Origin of the sequence: Paraburkholderia domus, from assembly GCF_905220705.1 — a bacterium.
GTDB classification, from domain to species: Bacteria; Pseudomonadota; Gammaproteobacteria; order Burkholderiales; family Burkholderiaceae; genus Paraburkholderia; species Paraburkholderia domus.
This window is the reverse complement of record NZ_CAJNAT010000001.1, coordinates 571176-586837: the sequence shown is the minus strand read 5'-3', so window position 1 is coordinate 586837 and position 15662 is coordinate 571176. Positions and strand designations below refer to the sequence as shown.

At 61.2% G+C, this 15662-nt stretch carries 15 protein-coding genes and 1 tRNA gene; 12 read left to right on the top strand and 4 right to left on the bottom strand.

What is annotated here, in order from left to right:
- Window positions 1-144: 144 nt before the first annotated feature.
- From rpmI to KHO31_RS02480, 7 genes are all read left to right on the top strand, one after another.
- Complete coding sequence (rpmI, locus tag KHO31_RS02510) at window positions 145-342, top strand: 50S ribosomal protein L35 (RefSeq protein ID WP_074282768.1); 198 nt, start codon at window positions 145-147, stop codon at window positions 340-342.
- 29 nt (window positions 343-371) lie between these two features.
- The gene (gene rplT / locus KHO31_RS02505) at window positions 372-731 is read left to right on the top strand and encodes a 50S ribosomal protein L20 (RefSeq protein ID WP_006052502.1); all 360 of its coding nucleotides are present in this window, start codon (window positions 372-374) and stop codon (window positions 729-731) included.
- A 157-nt stretch (window positions 732-888) separates the two neighbouring features.
- Window positions 889-1902: a phenylalanine--tRNA ligase subunit alpha gene (pheS, locus tag KHO31_RS02500; RefSeq protein WP_074282769.1), complete on the top strand. Its 1014-nt coding sequence runs from the start codon at window positions 889-891 to the stop codon at window positions 1900-1902.
- A 142-nt stretch (window positions 1903-2044) separates the two neighbouring features.
- A complete protein-coding gene (pheT, locus tag KHO31_RS02495; RefSeq protein WP_201084594.1) occupies window positions 2045-4480 on the top strand; it encodes a phenylalanine--tRNA ligase subunit beta in 2436 nt (811 codons plus the stop codon).
- A 69-nt stretch (window positions 4481-4549) separates the two neighbouring features.
- Window positions 4550-4960: an integration host factor subunit alpha gene (locus tag KHO31_RS02490; RefSeq protein ID WP_063496729.1), complete on the top strand. Its 411-nt coding sequence runs from the start codon at window positions 4550-4552 to the stop codon at window positions 4958-4960.
- Window positions 4961-5006: 46 nt separating this feature from the next.
- Window positions 5007-5411 (top strand): MerR family transcriptional regulator, encoded by a 405-nt coding sequence (locus KHO31_RS02485; protein ID WP_201069830.1) that lies wholly within the window; start codon window positions 5007-5009, stop codon window positions 5409-5411.
- Window positions 5412-5474: 63 nt separating this feature from the next.
- A tRNA-Pro gene (locus KHO31_RS02480) sits at window positions 5475-5551 on the top strand.
- Between the two features lie 145 nt (window positions 5552-5696).
- Here the strand turns inward: KHO31_RS02480 and KHO31_RS02475 are convergent.
- The 3 genes from KHO31_RS02475 to KHO31_RS02465 all read right to left on the bottom strand — a co-directional run bounded on the left by KHO31_RS02475 (window position 5697) and on the right by KHO31_RS02465 (window position 10252).
- Window positions 5697-6827, bottom strand: a complete 1131-nt coding sequence (locus KHO31_RS02475) for an acyl-CoA dehydrogenase family protein (protein WP_211622631.1) — start codon at window positions 6825-6827, stop codon at window positions 5697-5699.
- A gap of 12 nt (window positions 6828-6839) precedes the next feature.
- A complete protein-coding gene (locus tag KHO31_RS02470; protein ID WP_211622630.1) occupies window positions 6840-8048 on the bottom strand; it encodes an acyl-CoA dehydrogenase family protein in 1209 nt (402 codons plus the stop codon).
- 83 nt (window positions 8049-8131) lie between these two features.
- Window positions 8132-10252 (bottom strand): 3-hydroxyacyl-CoA dehydrogenase NAD-binding domain-containing protein, encoded by a 2121-nt coding sequence (locus KHO31_RS02465; RefSeq protein ID WP_211622629.1) that lies wholly within the window; start codon window positions 10250-10252, stop codon window positions 8132-8134.
- A 143-nt stretch (window positions 10253-10395) separates the two neighbouring features.
- Here KHO31_RS02465 and KHO31_RS02460 point away from each other — a divergent pair, with 143 nt between their 5' ends.
- Both KHO31_RS02460 and KHO31_RS02455 read left to right on the top strand, forming a co-directional pair.
- Complete coding sequence (locus tag KHO31_RS02460) at window positions 10396-11304, top strand: LysR family transcriptional regulator (RefSeq protein WP_201069820.1); 909 nt, start codon at window positions 10396-10398, stop codon at window positions 11302-11304.
- Between the two features lie 97 nt (window positions 11305-11401).
- The gene (locus tag KHO31_RS02455) at window positions 11402-11590 is read left to right on the top strand and encodes a hypothetical protein (RefSeq protein WP_201069818.1); all 189 of its coding nucleotides are present in this window, start codon (window positions 11402-11404) and stop codon (window positions 11588-11590) included.
- Between the two features lie 71 nt (window positions 11591-11661).
- On the opposite strand, the gene KHO31_RS02450 is transcribed toward KHO31_RS02455, so the two are convergent.
- Window positions 11662-12564 carry a LysR family transcriptional regulator gene (locus KHO31_RS02450; RefSeq protein ID WP_201069816.1) on the bottom strand — a complete coding sequence of 301 codons (903 nt, stop codon included), beginning with the start codon at window positions 12562-12564 and terminating at the stop codon, window positions 11662-11664.
- 94 nt (window positions 12565-12658) lie between these two features.
- Between KHO31_RS02450 and KHO31_RS02445 the strand changes: the two genes are divergently transcribed.
- The 3 genes from KHO31_RS02445 to leuD are packed head-to-tail and all read left to right on the top strand — an operon-like array spanning window position 12659 to window position 15584.
- A complete protein-coding gene (locus KHO31_RS02445) occupies window positions 12659-13537 on the top strand; it encodes an alpha/beta fold hydrolase (protein WP_201069814.1) in 879 nt (292 codons plus the stop codon).
- A 17-nt stretch (window positions 13538-13554) separates the two neighbouring features.
- Window positions 13555-14973 (top strand): 3-isopropylmalate dehydratase large subunit, encoded by a 1419-nt coding sequence (gene leuC, locus KHO31_RS02440; RefSeq protein WP_201123054.1) that lies wholly within the window; start codon window positions 13555-13557, stop codon window positions 14971-14973.
- Window positions 14970-15584: a 3-isopropylmalate dehydratase small subunit gene (gene leuD / locus KHO31_RS02435; protein ID WP_201123073.1), complete on the top strand. Its 615-nt coding sequence runs from the start codon at window positions 14970-14972 to the stop codon at window positions 15582-15584. Before leuC ends, leuD begins: the two co-directional genes overlap by 4 nt.
- The last annotated feature ends 78 nt before the right edge of the window (window positions 15585-15662 follow it).

Genomic DNA, 15662 nt, shown 5'->3' with positions numbered 1-15662 from the left:
CGTGCGTGTCAATGCGCGTCGCTTTCTGAAAAGCGGCCGCCAGCAGTGTCGGCGGTCTGCATACCAAGTGGAATGGGTTTCGAAGGGCGGGTAATGGCCATCTGGCCGACCGCACACCCATATCCATCTAATAATGGAGTTGTCATGCCGAAGATGAAGACCAAGAAGAGTGCTGCAAAGCGCTTCGTGGTGCGTCCGGGCGGTACCGTCAAGCGCGGTCAAGCCTTCAAGCGCCACATTCTTACCAAGAAGACCACCAAGAACAAACGCCATCTGCGCGGTTCCACGTCAGTTCATGAGTCAGATATGAACTCCGTGCGCGCAATGCTGCCGTTCGCTTAACCCTTAACCGACACTCATAGGAGCAAGATATGCCTCGAGTAAAACGTGGGGTTACCGCACGGGCCCGTCACAAGAAGATCATCAAGCTGGCCAAGGGTTACCGCGGCCGTCGCAATAACGTCTATCGCATCGCCAAGCAGGCGGTCATGCGCGCAGGCCAATACGCCTACCGCGATCGCCGCAACAAGAAGCGTGTGTTCCGTGCATTGTGGATCACGCGTATCAACGCGGCGGTGCGTCAGCACGACATGACGTACAGCGTGTTCATCAACGGCCTGAAGAAGGCTTCGATCGAACTCGACCGCAAGGTGCTGGCCGACATGGCTGTGTTCGACAAGGCTGCTTTTGCTGCGATCGTTCAGCAGGTGAAAGCCGCCGTTGCAGCCTGATTGCGCTTTGGGCAATTAAACTGCGTGGTTCGTTGCAGCGAACATCCGGTAGTCTCGGTGACGCTGCAACAAAAACGGGGCTCCTCACCGAGCCCCGTTTTTGTTGGTAGAACCAGTTTTGCAATGATTGAACACTGACGTTGAAATGATGGGATCAATGGATCTGGACCAGATTGTCGCCGACGCGCAAAAAGCCTTCGCAGAAGCCTCCGACGTCACCACCCTCGAGAACGAGAAAGCGCGCTTTCTCGGCAAATCGGGTGCGTTGACCGAGCTATTGAAGGGTCTTGGCAAACTCGATCCCGAAACGCGCAAGACCGAAGGCGCACGGATCAACCTCGTCAAGCAGCAAGTGGAAGCCGCGTTGACGGCCCGCCGCCAGGCGTTGGCCGACGCGTTGCTGAACCAGCGCCTCGCCGCTGAAGCCATCGACGTCACGCTGCCCGGCCGCGGCACCGGTGCGGGCAGCCTGCACCCGGTCATGCGCACGTGGGAGCGCGTCGAACAGATTTTCCGGTCGATCGGATTCGACGTGGCCGACGGCCCCGAGATCGAAACCGACTGGTACAACTTTACCTCGCTGAACAGCCCGGAAAATCACCCGGCGCGTTCGATGCAGGACACCTTCTACGTCGACGGCAAAGATGCCGACGGCCGCCAGCTGCTGCTGCGCACGCACACCAGCCCGATGCAGGTGCGTTACGCCCGTACCAACACGCCGCCTATCAAGGTGATCGTGCCGGGCCGCACGTATCGTGTGGACAGCGACGCGACGCATTCGCCGATGTTCAACCAGGTCGAAGGCCTGTGGATCGACGAGAACATCAGCTTCGCGGATCTGAAGGGTGTCTACTCCGACTTCCTCAAGAAATTCTTCGAGCGCGACGATATTCAGGTGCGCTTTCGTCCGTCGTACTTTCCGTTCACCGAACCGTCGGCCGAAATCGACATGCTGTTCGAAACGGGCAAGAACGCCGGCAAGTGGCTTGAAATTTCGGGCTCCGGCCAGGTTCACCCCACGGTGATCCGCAACATGGGCCTCGACCCCGAGCGTTACATCGGCTTTGCTTTCGGCAGTGGCCTCGAGCGGCTCACGATGTTGCGTTACGGCGTGCAAGACCTGCGTCTGTTCTTCGAAAACGACCTGCGTTTCCTGCGTCAATTCGCGTGAACCGGCGCGTACGAACGCGACTAGCATAGAGCGCGGCATTGCACGCAGTGCGTGCCGCCAGCAGCGTCCCCGGCAGTGTCCAGTGAATCAATGGGCCGCCTGCCGGACGTGGACCTAACCTGATCAGAACGTACACAGAACCATGCAATTCCCGGAATCCTGGCTGAGAACCTTTGTCGACCCGCAACTGACGACCGATGAACTGTCGCACGCGTTGACGATGGCGGGTCTCGAAGTCGAAGACCTGCGGCCGGCCGCGCCGCCGACCTCGAAGATCGTCGTCGGCCAGGTGCTGGAAGTCGTCAAGCACCCGGACGCAGATAAGCTCAACGTGTGTCAGGTCGACGCCGGCACGGGCGCGACGCTGAACATCGTGTGCGGTGCGCCGAATGTCGCGCCGGGTATCAAGGTGCCGGTCGCGCTGGTTGGCGCGCAACTGCCGCCGGCCGAAGAGGGCGGCACGCCGTTCGCGATCAAGCTCTCGAAGCTGCGCGGCGTGGAAAGTCAGGGCATGCTGTGCTCGGCACGCGAACTGAAGCTTTCGGAAGATCATAGCGGCCTGATGATCCTGCCGGAAGATACGCCGATCGGCCAGGACATCCGCGAAACGCTCAATCTCGACGACACGGTTTTCGAAATCAAGCTGACGCCGAACAAGGCGGACTGCCTGTCGGTGTTCGGCGTGGCGCGCGAGACGTCGGCCATCACCGGCGCGCCGCTGCGTCCGCTTGAGATCAAGCCGGTCGAAGTGAAGCTCAACGAAACGTTGCCCGTCAAAATCTCGGCGCCCGATCTGTGCGGCCGTTTTTCGGGTCGCGTGATCCGCGGCGTGAATGCGCGCGCGAAGTCGCCGCAATGGATGGTGCAGCGTCTCGAGCGCTCGGGTCAGCGCAGCATTTCCGCGCTCGTCGACATCTCGAACTATGTGATGCTCGAACTGGGCCGTCCGTCGCACGTGTTCGATCTGGACAAGATTCATGGCGGCATGGACGTGCGTTGGGGCCGCAAGGGCGAAACGCTCAAGCTGCTGAACGGCAACACCGTCGAACTCGATGAAACCGTCGGCGTAATCGCCGATGAACAGCACATCGAGAGTCTCGCCGGCATCATGGGCGGCGACAGCACGGCCGTCACGCTCGACACCACCAATATCTATCTCGAAGCCGCGTTCTGGTGGCCCGATAGCATTCGCGGCCGCTCGCGCAAGTACAACTTTTCGACCGATGCGGGCCACCGTTTCGAACGTGGCGTCGACTACGCGACCACCGTCGAACACATCGAACGAATCACGCAATTGATCCTCGATATCTGTGGCGGCGAAGCCGGCCCGGTCGACGATCAAACCGTCAACGTGCCGAAGCGTGAGCCGGTGAAGATGCGTGTCTCGCGCGCGAACCGCATCATCGGCATCAAGATCGATGCGGACGAAATCGCGCATATCTTCACGCGCCTCGGTCTCACGTTCGAACGAGACGGCGATACGTTCTCGGTGATGCCGCCGTCGTACCGTTTCGATATCGAAATCGAAGAAGACCTGATCGAAGAAGTCGCGCGTATCTACGGCTTCGAAAAGATCCCGGCACGTCCGCCGGTCGCGACCAGCGAAATGCTGCCGACCAACGAAACGCAGCGCTCGATCCATGTGATCCGTCACGCGCTCGCCGCACGCGATTACGCGGAAACGGTCAACTTCAGTTTCGTGGACGCCGAGTGGGAGCAGGACTTCGCCGGTAACGACAAGCCAGTACGTCTGTTGAATCCGATTGCGAGCCAATTGTCGGTGATGCGTACCACGCTGTTCGGCAGCTTGATCAATGTCCTGCGCACGAACCTGAACCGTCGCGCGGCCGATCGCGTCCGTGTGTTCGAAGCTGGCCGCGTGTTCCTGCACGATCCGTCAATCAAGGCAGGCGAATTGACGGTCGAAGGTTTCGCACAGCCGAAGATGATCGGCGGCCTCGCCTACGGTCCCGCGCTCGAAGAGCAGTGGGGCGCCCAAACGCGCACGGTCGACTACTTCGACGTGAAGAGCGATGTGGAAGCCGTGCTCGCGCCGGCAGTGGCAAGCTTCGTGAAAGCGGAGCATCCGGCATTGCATCCGGGCCGCAGCGCGCGCATTGAACTGAATGGCCGCGCAGTGGGCTGGATTGGCGAATTGCATCCGCGCTGGATGCAAAAATATGATTTACCGCACGCGCCGATTCTGTTTGAAATCGAAGCGGAAGCATTAATGCAGCGCGTATTGCCGATTCTGGCGGACGTGTCTAAATTCCCGCCGGTGCGTCGCGATATTGCGGTAGTCGTCGATCAGAAAATCGAGGTGCAAGCGCTGCTGGACGAGCTTCAGAAGGCTCAGTCCGATGAGGCCTGCAAGACTGTTCAGAAGGTTGCGCTTTTCGACGAATTCCGTCCAAAATCAAACACTTCCGGTGGTCTGGCTCCTCACGAGAAAAGCCTTGCGTTCCGTGTGACCTTGCAAGATACTGGCGGAACCCTTCAGGATGAAACGGTCGATTTGGCCATTCAAACTCTGGTGGAACGTCTGGCTCGAGTATATGGCGCACGGTTGCGTGGATAACCCGCATTTAACATTTGCACGGCATTTTTTCGCAACCTCCGTTTCTGTTTGGCGCGCCATTTGATAGATATGAATGAAATGAACTCGAGTGATTTCGAAGCCCTTCTTACGGCGCAACGCAGCGCCATGATTCGCGAAATTCCGACATCACCCGCGGCCGTTTCCACCGAAACGCCGACGCTGACCAAGGCTGAACTTGCCGAGTTGCTGTTCGACAATGTCGGGCTCAACAAGCGGGAAGCGAAAGACATGGTCGAAGCGTTCTTCGAGGTGATCCGCGATGCGCTGGAGAGTGGCGATAGCGTGAAGCTGTCGGGGTTCGGCAACTTCCAGTTGCGCGACAAACCCCAGCGTCCCGGCAGAAACCCGAAGACCGGCGAGGCGATTCCGATCGCCGCGCGCCGCGTTGTGACGTTCCATGCAAGTCAAAAGCTGAAAGCACTGGTTGAGAACGGCGCTGAAGCGAGCTTCGCGCGCTGATTGACTGGCGCGTTCCCGCGCAACCCACCACGACGGCTAACTGACGATGACAGCGACGATCGAAAAAGTCGTCTTGCCTCCGATTCCGGCGAAGCGCTACTTCACGATTGGTGAGGTCAGCGAACTATGCGGCGTGAAACCGCATGTGCTGCGCTATTGGGAACAGGAGTTCACGCAGCTGAGGCCGGTCAAGCGACGCGGCAATCGCCGGTACTACCAGCATCATGAAGTGCTGTTGATCCGGCGGATTCGTGAGTTGCTGTATGAGCAGGGCTTCACGATCAATGGGGCGCGCAACCGGCTTGATTCGCATGGCGGTGGTGCGCACGGCGCACCAGCAGATGTGGTCGAGGAAGGCGAGGGCGTAGCGGCGCCGGCAGCAACCGCTGCGGTGGACGTCGAGCAGTTGCGCAAGGAATTGCTGCATGTGATCGATTTGTTAGGGCACTAGTTTGCTTTGTTAGCGTAGGGCGGTTCTAATCGCTGGAACTGTCTGTTATAATTTTCAGCTGTTCGGGGCGTAGCGCAGCCTGGTAGCGTACCTGCATGGGGTGCAGGTGGTCGGAGGTTCAAATCCTCTCGCCCCGACCAAAGAAATCAAGGCCTTACAAGCAATGCTTGTGAGGCCTTTTTCTATTTCTGAGGCGCTAGTGAGTCATTGGCAAAACGCGCGGGGCAGCGCCGCTGGCAAACCGCCAGAGCGGCGCTGATTCTGAGCAAGCCCGGAAGCCCTGTCTCAACCTCTGCCGAGCGCGATATACCGCTCGAGATGATGATCCTCATCGCCCAACTGATGGTCGATCATCACGAGGCGCTTCGCATAGTGAGCAAGCGGCAACTCCCACGTCATGCCGATACCGCCATGCAGTTGGATACATTCCTCAGCAACCAGCGCCCCAATCTTGCCAATACTGTATTTAGCCGCCGAAACCGCCCGTTCTCGCACGGTGCGTTCAGCCCCAAGCGCCGCAGCGGCATTGATCACCGCCGATCGCGCCTGCTCGATCTCGAGCAGCAGATCCGCCATCCGATGCTGCAATGCCTGGAAGCTTCCGATCGGCACGCCAAACTGCTTGCGCGTGCGCAAGTACTCAAGCGTGTAGTCCTTTGCGACATCCATCGCGCCGACTGCTTCAGAACACAAAGCAAGCACGCCGCAGCTGATCGCGTATTCGAGCATCGCAAAACCTTCTCCGGCTGCGCCGAGCAATGCGTCGTCGTCCAACGTGACGTTGTCGAACGTGACCTCGGCCGCGCGGCCACCGTCGATCTTGCGATTGCCACGCACGCTGACACCTGCTGCGTCGCGAGGGATGAGAAAGAGTGTGATGCCTGCTTCGGCATCGTCGGCACCCGCCGTGCGCGCCGAGACCAGGAAGAGGGAAGCGTTCTCGCCCTGCTGGACGACCGCTTTCGCGCCATTCAGTTTCCACGAATTGCCGTTACGCTCTGCATGCGTCGTCACGCGTGATAGTTCGTAGTGGCCGTCCGGCTCGCCGTGTGCCAGTGCAACCAGACGCGAGCCGTCGATCAGTTCGGCCAGCATCGCTTTCTGCGCTTCGCTGCCGTCGCGTGCAATCGCCTGGCCGACGATCAGCGTATCGAGAAACGGCTCGACCACGAGGCCACGACCCAGGCTCTCGAACACGACGGCGATATCGAAGCCGCCGCCGCCAAAACCACCGTCCGCTTCATCGAACAGCGCGCCGATAATGCCGAGTTCTGCGAAACGATTCCACAGGTCGGTGCTGAAGCCTTCAGGCGAGCGTGCGATTCGGTCGCGCGTCTCGAAGCCGTATTGCTCACTGACAAAGCGGTTGAGCGTATCCGCCAGCATGCGGCGGTCTTCGGTGTGCTGGAAATTCATGGCGTGTGCCCCTTACAGTCCCAGAATCATTTTGGAAATGATGTTCTTCTGGATTTCGTTGGAGCCGCCGAAGATCGACAGCTTGCGGTTGTTGAAGTAAAGCGAGGCAGCGCTTGCGGCTTCGTCGGGGCCGACTGGCGTGCCCTGGAAACCATCGTGCAAGGCCTCCTCGACGAACGGCTGCGCATACGGTCCCATCGCACGGCGCGTGAGCGAGGAGATCTCCTGGCGAATCTCGGTGCCGCGAATCTTCAGCATCGAACTCTCGGCGCCCGGCACGCCGCCACCGGCCACCGCCGCGATCACGCGCAGGTTGGTGGTCTTCATGTTCTCCAGATCGATCTCGACGCGCGCCATGCGCGCCGCAAACGATGGATCTTCGGCGAGCGGCCTGCCGTTGCGCTGCTGCTTCGCGGCGATCTTGCCCAGGCGATTGAACGCGGCCACGGAGAAGCCGACGCCCGCGATATTGGTGCGCTCATACGTGAGCAGGTATTTGGCGTAGGTCCAGCCCTTGTTCTCTTCGCCGACAAGGTTCTCAGCCGGCACACGCACATCGATGAGGAACACTTCGTTGACTTCATGCTCGCCATCGAGTGTGATGATTGGGCGCACTTCGACGCCCGGCGTGTTCATATCGATCAACAGGAAGCTGATGCCTTCCTGCTTGCGCACGTCGGTGGCGGTGCGTACAAGGCAGAAGATCATGTTCGCGTAGTGGCCGAGCGTGGTCCACGTCTTCTGACCGTTGACGATGTAGTGCTCGCCTTGCGCGTCGCTGCCGCGTACAGCGGTGGTTTTTACCGCCGCGAGATCGGAACCCGCGCCCGGTTCGGAGTAGCCCTGGCACCACCAGTCCGAGCCGTCGAGAATGCGCGGCAACCAGTGGCGCTTTTGCGCCTCGTTGCCGTATTTGATCATCACCGGGCCAAGCATGTTGACGCCGAACGGCACGACACGCGGTGCACCCGCCAGTGCGCATTCATTCTCGAAGATAAACTTCTGCACGGCATTCCAACCCGGGCCGCCGTATTCCTTCGGCCAATGATTGGCGAGCCAGCCTTGCGCGTTGAGAATCGCGTGCCACTCAGCCATGTCGTCGCGCGTGAGGCGGCGGCCGCCGTGTACCTTGTCCGCGAGACGCTGAGGCAGCTTGTCACGCAAAAAGCGCTGTACGTCAGTGCGAAAAGCCTCTTCTTCAGGCGTGAAGTTCAGATCCATAGCGGGTTCTTCCGTGGACAGTTAACGGACAGGTGGGCGAACAGGCCCCCACCGGTCGAGAATGCGCCAAATGATGTGGCGTCTCAAGCCGTCTGGTTGAGGCTCGCGAAGTCGGCACCGCGCTCGACCAGTTCGACCAGCAGCGGCGACGCTTGCCAGAACAGCGGGTCTTCCTTGGCGAACTCGCGAATGTCCGCGAGAACCTTGGCGAGACCCACCGTGTCGGCGTATTTCATCGGACCGCCGCGATAGCGCGGAAAGCCGTAGCCATAGAGGAAGGTCACGTCGACGTCGAGTGGCCGAAGCGCGATGCCTTCGTGCACGACATTGGCACCTTCGTTGATCATCGCAGCCATGTAGCGGCGTACGATTTCTTCGTCCGTGAACGTGCGCGGCGTAATGCCGGCGCGTTCACGCTCGGCATCGATGATGGCCTCGACCTCAGGGTCGGGCGTGCCGCTGCGCAAACCTTCGGGGTACAGATAAAAGCCGCGGCCGGTTTTCTGGCCGAACCAGCCACGTTCGCAGAGGCGGTCGGCGATCTGCACATAGCGTGCTTTGGGGTTCCGCGTGGCCGCGCGCCGCTTGCGCGTGGCCCAACCAATGTCGCCGCCCGCCAGATCGACCACCTGGAACGGACCCATCGGGAAGCCGAACGCACGCACTGCTGCATCGATCTGATACGGCGACGCACCGTCTTCCATCATCGCGTCCGCCGCGCTGCGATACACCGCGAGCACGCGATTGCCGATGAAGCCGTCGCACACGCCGGCACGCACCGGCGTCTTGCGCAGCTTCTTCGCGAGTTCGAACGCCGTGGCGACCACGTCGGCGCTGACCTGCTTCGGCACCACCACCTCCAGCAGCTTCATGATGTTGGCAGGTGAGAAGAAGTGCAGGCCGATTACGTCCGCAGCGCGTGAAATGCTAGCCGCAATCGCGTCGATGTCGAGATAAGACGTGTTGGTGGCGAGCACCGCGCCGGCTTTGCAGACGCGATCGAGTTCGGCGAACACGGCCTGTTTCACCGCCAAGTCTTCGAATACGGCTTCGATCACCAGATCGGCTTCGGCGAGTGCGTCATACGAGGTGCTGCCATGCCAGCGCGTCATGACGTCGGCTTTCTTCTCCGCGCTCATGCGGCCTTTGGCGATCAGGCCGTCGTAGACCTTTTCGATGTGTGCGCGGCCGCGCGCGAGCGACGCGTCGTCGCGTTCGATCATCGTCACCGGCAAGCCCGCGTCGAGCACGGCGACCGCGATGCCCGCGCCCATCGTGCCGCCGCCCACTACGCCGATCTTATTCAGCGCGCGGGGCTTTGCCTCGCGCGTTTCCGGCGCCTTGAGCACTTCGCGTTCGGCAAAGAACGCGTGAATCAAGCCGGCACGCTGCGGGCTATCGATGCATTCGAGGAACAGTTTGCGTTCGAGCCGCAGGCCGTCTTCGAAAGACTGTTCGACGGCGGCTTCTACCGCATCGACGATTTTTAGCGGAGAGAACAGGCCGTGCGATTTCTTCGTCGTTTCCGCGCGTGCCGTGGCAACGGCGGCGAGGCTCGCGGCGCGGTCGCTTAGCGCAGCGGCATCGCGCGTGCGCCGCACTGGGGCGTGAGCGGCCAGCAGTTCGTGCACATAGGCGAGTCCTTCAGCAAGGATGTCGTCGCTGCTGCCGAGCCGGTCGATGAGGCGGAGCGCGAGCGCTTCCTTCGCGCCGGCATGACGGCCGCTCAGGATCAGGTCGAGGGCGGCCGGCGCGCCGATCAGGCGCGGCGTACGCTGCGTGCCTCCTGCGCCTGGCAGCAGGCCGAGTTGCACTTCGGGCAACCCGAGCTTTGCGCCATCCACCGCGAGACGGTAGTGCGCCGCTAGCGCCACTTCCAGGCCGCCACCGAGTGCGGCGCCGTGAATGGCGGCCACCACCGGTTTCGCACACGACTCGATGCGGTGACAGACGTCCGGCAGCGACGGCGGCACCGGCGGCTTGCCGAACTCGCGGATGTCCGCACCCGCGATGAAGTTGCGTCCGGCGCCGACGATCAGCACGGCTTCGACGGCGCTGTCGGCGTCCGCAGCTTCGATAGCGGCGAGCAGGCCGCGCCGCACGTCCGCGGAGAGGGCGTTGACGGGCGCGTGGTCGATCGTGACCAGCAGGACTTTGCCGCGCAATTCGCGCGTCACAACGTCGGCGGAAGGGGTGAGGGTCATCGTGTCGTCTCCTGATTGTTACCGGGCTGGATCGGGGCATGCCGGGTCTGGCGAATTCTCCGATTGTCGGTTGGTCAAGGTTTATTGACAATTACATAGTCCATTGACAGACTGTCAAAATTATTTTGACAAAGGCATGAGCCATGGACGTCAATTCGCTGACCTTGCTGGTTGATATCCTCGATGCGGGCAATCTGAGCGAAGCCGCGCGCCGGCTGAAAATGAGCCGCGCAAACGTGAGTTACCACCTGAACCAGCTGGAGCGCTCGATCGGGATGCAACTGGTCAGGCGTACCACGCGCCGGGTTGAGGCGACCGAAATAGGTCTGCAGTTATACGAGCATGGCCGCACGATCCAGAATGCACTGCTGGCCGCGCGCGAATCGGTCACTACGCTCGGGCAGAGCTTGCAGGGGCGGGTCAGGTTGAGTGTGCCGAGCGGCTACGGGCAACTGGTGATGTCGGATTGGCTGATCGCGTTCAAGCGTCTTTATCCGGGCATCGTGCTGGATGTGTTGTTCGAGAATCGCGTCGAGGATCTGATGCGCGACGAGGTCGATATCGCGGTTCGCGTGATGTCCGAGCCGCCGCAGAATCTCGTTGCGCGCGACATGGGGCCGGTGCGATATGTTGCTTGTGCTTCGCCGGATTTTGCCGAAAGCCGCGGCATGCCGGTGCGGCTCGATGATCTGCGCACTGCACCGCTGATTACGGCGGCGGTGGTCGGCAAGCAGTTGCGGGTCGCGGCTTACCTGCGCGACGAGCGGCACGAAGTGCTGCTCGAACCGACGATTATTTCCGAAAACTTTCTGTTCCTGCGCCAGGCGGTGCTGGCCGGCCTGGGTGTCGGTCTGGTGCCGGACTACGTGGTGCAGGACGATCTGCGTCGCGGGGATGTAGTAACGGCGCTCGACGAATGGCGTTTAAGCATCTTCGGTACGAATATGTACCTGCTCTATATGTCGAATCGCCATCACACGCGGGCGGCGGCAACGTTTATCGAGTTTGTTTTGCAGCAGGCGCACGGAAGCGGAAGAGGGGTGACTGCTTGAGCAGCACCAGCGCCGGTGTCTCACTCACGGGTATGCTTAACAAAACGGCGAGATAGCCGCACGCCTCGCAGTACATCAAATTTCAGGGGAGACACTGATGAAATGGACCTTCGCATTTCTCGCTCTGCTTGCAATCGCCATTGTCATTGTGTTGGTCTCACGTCTCCCAAGCGAGGAGGTGATTCGCTTCACCGGTTACGCGGCCACTGCGGGTTTCGCCGCACTGGTCGGCTTGCTGATTCGCTGGCGCGCAAATCGCGCCGAACGAAGCAAACGCGCCGGGTGAGCACGCACGCTGCCGGGTATTCACCCTGGCTCACGTGATGGCCATACCGCGCTCGGTGTACCTCACGTGCGTTAAGCCGATCGCACGCTCGCTTGCAACTCGTCGCCGAGAAAGTCGATGAACGTCCTGAGTTTCGCCGACAGCCGATGCCGCTCCAGATAGATCGCGTGAATGTCCGCGTTCGGCAGCGCCCAATCTGCGAGCAACGGTACTAGCTCGCCACGTTGCAAGTGGCGTGAAATCTCCCACGCGGAGCGCACGGCAATGCCGCGCCCATCGAGCGCCCACTTCAGCACGGCGCTGCCGTCGTTGCTGCTCAACGGACCGTCCACCTTCACCGTCTCCGACTTCTTGCCGCGCGCAAAATGCCAGGTGCCGTACGCCGATTCGTTTTCGCGTAAGACGAGGCACGCATGGCGCGTCAAATCGTGGGGCATGGCCGGTGCGCCATGCCGCTTCACATAGCTCGGCGCGGCACACACCAGCCGCTGGTTCTTCAGCAGCAGACGCGCATTGATACGCGCATCCGGCACCTCGCCAAAGCGAATGCCCAGATCGAAGCCTTCTTCCTGCAAGCTGACCGGCCGGTCCGTGAGATGCAACTGGATTTTCATCGACGGAAAACGCTCGCTGAACCGCGAGATGGCCGGCGCGATGTGCGCGCGGCCGAAACCGAACGACGCGTTCACGCGTAATAGCCCCGTCGGCTCGGCGCGGCTGCTGGTGACCAGTTGTTCCAGTTCAGTGAGGTCGTCGAGGATGCGCGAGCCGTTCGCCAGATAGATCTCGCCCTCGGCAGTGAGGCTCAGGCGGCGCGTGGTCCGGTTGACCAGCCGGACGCCCAGACGCTGTTCGAGTTGCGCGAGACGCTTGCTGATCGACGGCGGCGTCACACCGAGCTCGCGCGCCGCGGCCGCCAGATTGCGATGGCGCGCCACCAGCGCGAACAGATTCAGGTCGGAAAAGCCGTCCATCGATTCGTTCCTAAAAGTTAATTCCGGATTGCCTCAATAGAAACCATATCGCTGCAGGCATCAATTAGACTGCATTCTGATACGGGAGGCAACGATGTTTACAGGTTTCACCGACGCGTCGACTCATGTCGACGGCATCCAGATCCACGCGATCCGCGGCGGAAGTGGCCCGGCCTTATTGCTGCTGCACGGCCATCCACAGACCCACGCGATCTGGCACAAGGTTGCGCCCACGCTGACCCAGCACTTCACCGTCATTGCGGCGGATCTGCGTGGCTACGGCGACAGCGGCAAACCACAAGGCGCGCCCGACCACAGCAACTATTCGAAACGCCGCATGGCCGCGGATCAGGTGTCGTTGATGCGCGCTCAAGGCTTCACACGATTTGCTGTTGTCGGCCACGACCGAGGCGGGCGCGTTGCCGCTCGGATGGCGCTCGATCATCCGCAAGCTGTGACGAAGCTGGTCACGCTGGACGTCGCACCGACCCTCGCCATGTATGAGCAGACTTCGTTCGAGTTCGCGCGCGCTTACTGGCACTGGTTCTTCCTCGTGCGTCCCGCGCCGTTTCCTGAAACGCTGATCCGCACGGATCCGGATCTCTATCTGAAGCAGACCATAGGCGCGCGCAGCGCCGGCCTGGCGCCCTTCACTGATACCGCGTACGCCGAGTATTTGCGCTGCCTGTCAGACCCCGCCACCGCGCACGGTATCTGCGAGGACTACCGCGCGAGCATCACGATCGACCTCGATCACGACCGTGCATCGCTCGCTGAAGGGCAGAAGATCGAGTGCGATTTCATGGCGTTGTGGGGCGCACAAGGCGTGATCGAGCAATGCTTCGAGCCGCTCGCCGAATGGCGGCAGTGGTCGGCGCATGTGAGCGGTGAAGCGCTGCCTTGCGGTCACTACATTCCGGAAGAAGCACCCGAGCGCCTGCTTGAACGCATCCTGCCGTTTTTGCATTCCTAGCCGCCGTCGAGATCGTCATGTCCAAACTCACCCTTTACGAAAAGCTCGTCGCTTCGCACGTCGTCACGCGCATCGACGCGCAGAACGTGTTGCTGTATGTCGATCTGCATCTGATGAACGAATACACCAGTCCACAGGCGTTCAGCGCGCTCGCGGCGAAAGCGCGGCCCGTACGTCGTCCGCGACAGCAACTGGCGGTGGTCAGCCACATTATTCCAACGCATGCGGAATCGCCGCGCGTGATTCGCGATGCCGCTTCCCTATTGCAGGCGAATAATCTCGCGCGCAACTGCGAGCGGGCGGGTATCGAACTGTACGCGGCGAACGATCCGCTGCAAGGCATCGAACATATCGTTGCGCCCGAACGCGGCTTGATTCGCCCGGGGATGGTCGTGCTATGCGGCGATAGTCACACGACTACGTACGGTGCGCTCGGGGCATTGGGCTTCGGCATCGGCACCTCGGAGGTCGAACATGTGCTCGCCACGCAAACGCTGGTCTATCGCATCGCGCAAACCATGCGCATCACGATCGACGGGGCGTTGCCCTACGGCACATCCTCAAAGGATGTGATCCTGTGGATCATCAGCCGCATTGGTGCACAGGGTGCGCGTGGTTACGCGGTGGAGTTCACCGGTTCGACGATTGCGTCGTTGTCCGCGGAAGCACGCATGACGTTATGCAACATGACTGTCGAAGCCGGTGCGCGCGCCGCGCTGATTGCACCCGACGCGACCACCTTCGACTACGTCCGCGCGCACGCAACATCACTTGACGATGCCGCGTGGGCTGCTGCAATGAACGACTGGCGCGAACTGAAATCGGACCCCGGCGCGGACTTCGATGTCGAACATCATTTCGATGCACACGATATCGCGCCGTTCGTCACATGGGGCACGAGCCCCGATCAGGCGATTGCAGTCGATCAACGCATTCCCAATGCAGCTGCGCAAAAGACACCGGAGGCCGCCGCAGCGCTACGGCGCGCGCTCGACTATATCGGGCTCGATGCGGACCAGCCGATTGCGGGCACGCCGATCGATTGCGTGTTCATCGGCTCGTGCACGAATGGACGTATCGAGGATTTGCGCGTGGTCGCTGCAATTGTTAGAGGGCGCCACGTCGCGCAGGGCGTGCGCGCGATGGTTGTGCCGGGCTCGGGCAGCGTGCGCCGCCAGGCCGAGGCCGAGGGCATCGCGGCGACATTGCGCGATGCCGGATTCGAATGGCGTGAACCGGGCTGTTCGATGTGTCTCGCGATGAACGACGATTTTCTCGCGGTAGGCGAGCGCTGCGCGTCCACGACCAACCGTAACTTCGAAGGACGTCAGGGACGCGGCGGCCGCACGCACCTGATGAGCCCTGCGATGGCCGCCGCCGCCGCACTCACCGGACGCATCACCGACGTCCGCACGCTGGAGACGCAATCATGCTGACGAGACTTGCTGAAATCGATGGGCTTGCCGTGCCATTGCCGATCGAAAACCTCGACACCGATCAGATCATGCCGAAGCAGTTTCTTCGCATCATCGACAAGGCTGGACTTAGCGAAGGTTTGCTATACGACTTGCGCTTCGACGCACAAGGCGAGCTGCGCTCAGATTGCGTGCTGAATCAGGCGTCGTACCGCGGTGCCCGCATCCTGATCGGCGGCTCGAATTTCGGCTGCGGTTCGAGTCGTGAGCATGCCGTGTGGGGGCTTCAGCAATTCGGTTTCGAAGCGGTGATCGCGCCGAGCTTCGCGGAGATCTTCTATTCGAACGCGATGAATAACCGCTTGCTGCTAGTGCAACTGGAACGCGAGGCAGTCGACGTCCTACTGCATGACGCGGCGACGCAAACCGCTGCGCAGTTGCATATCGACATCGAACAGCAAACGGTGACAGCCGCCAGCGGTCACGTGTTCACGTTCCCGCTTGGCGCACGTCACAAACAGATGGTGATCGAAGGCATGGACACCATTGACCTCACGCTCGCTTCGCTGCACGACATTGAAGCGTTCGAGCGGGCCCATTTCAAACGGCATAGCTGGGCCGCCGTGCTGTAAGTCCCTGGGCGGCACTTACGCCGCCATTCAACCGGAACGCGCGTGACGAATTCCCCGGCAGAAGGGAAGGGACGCGCA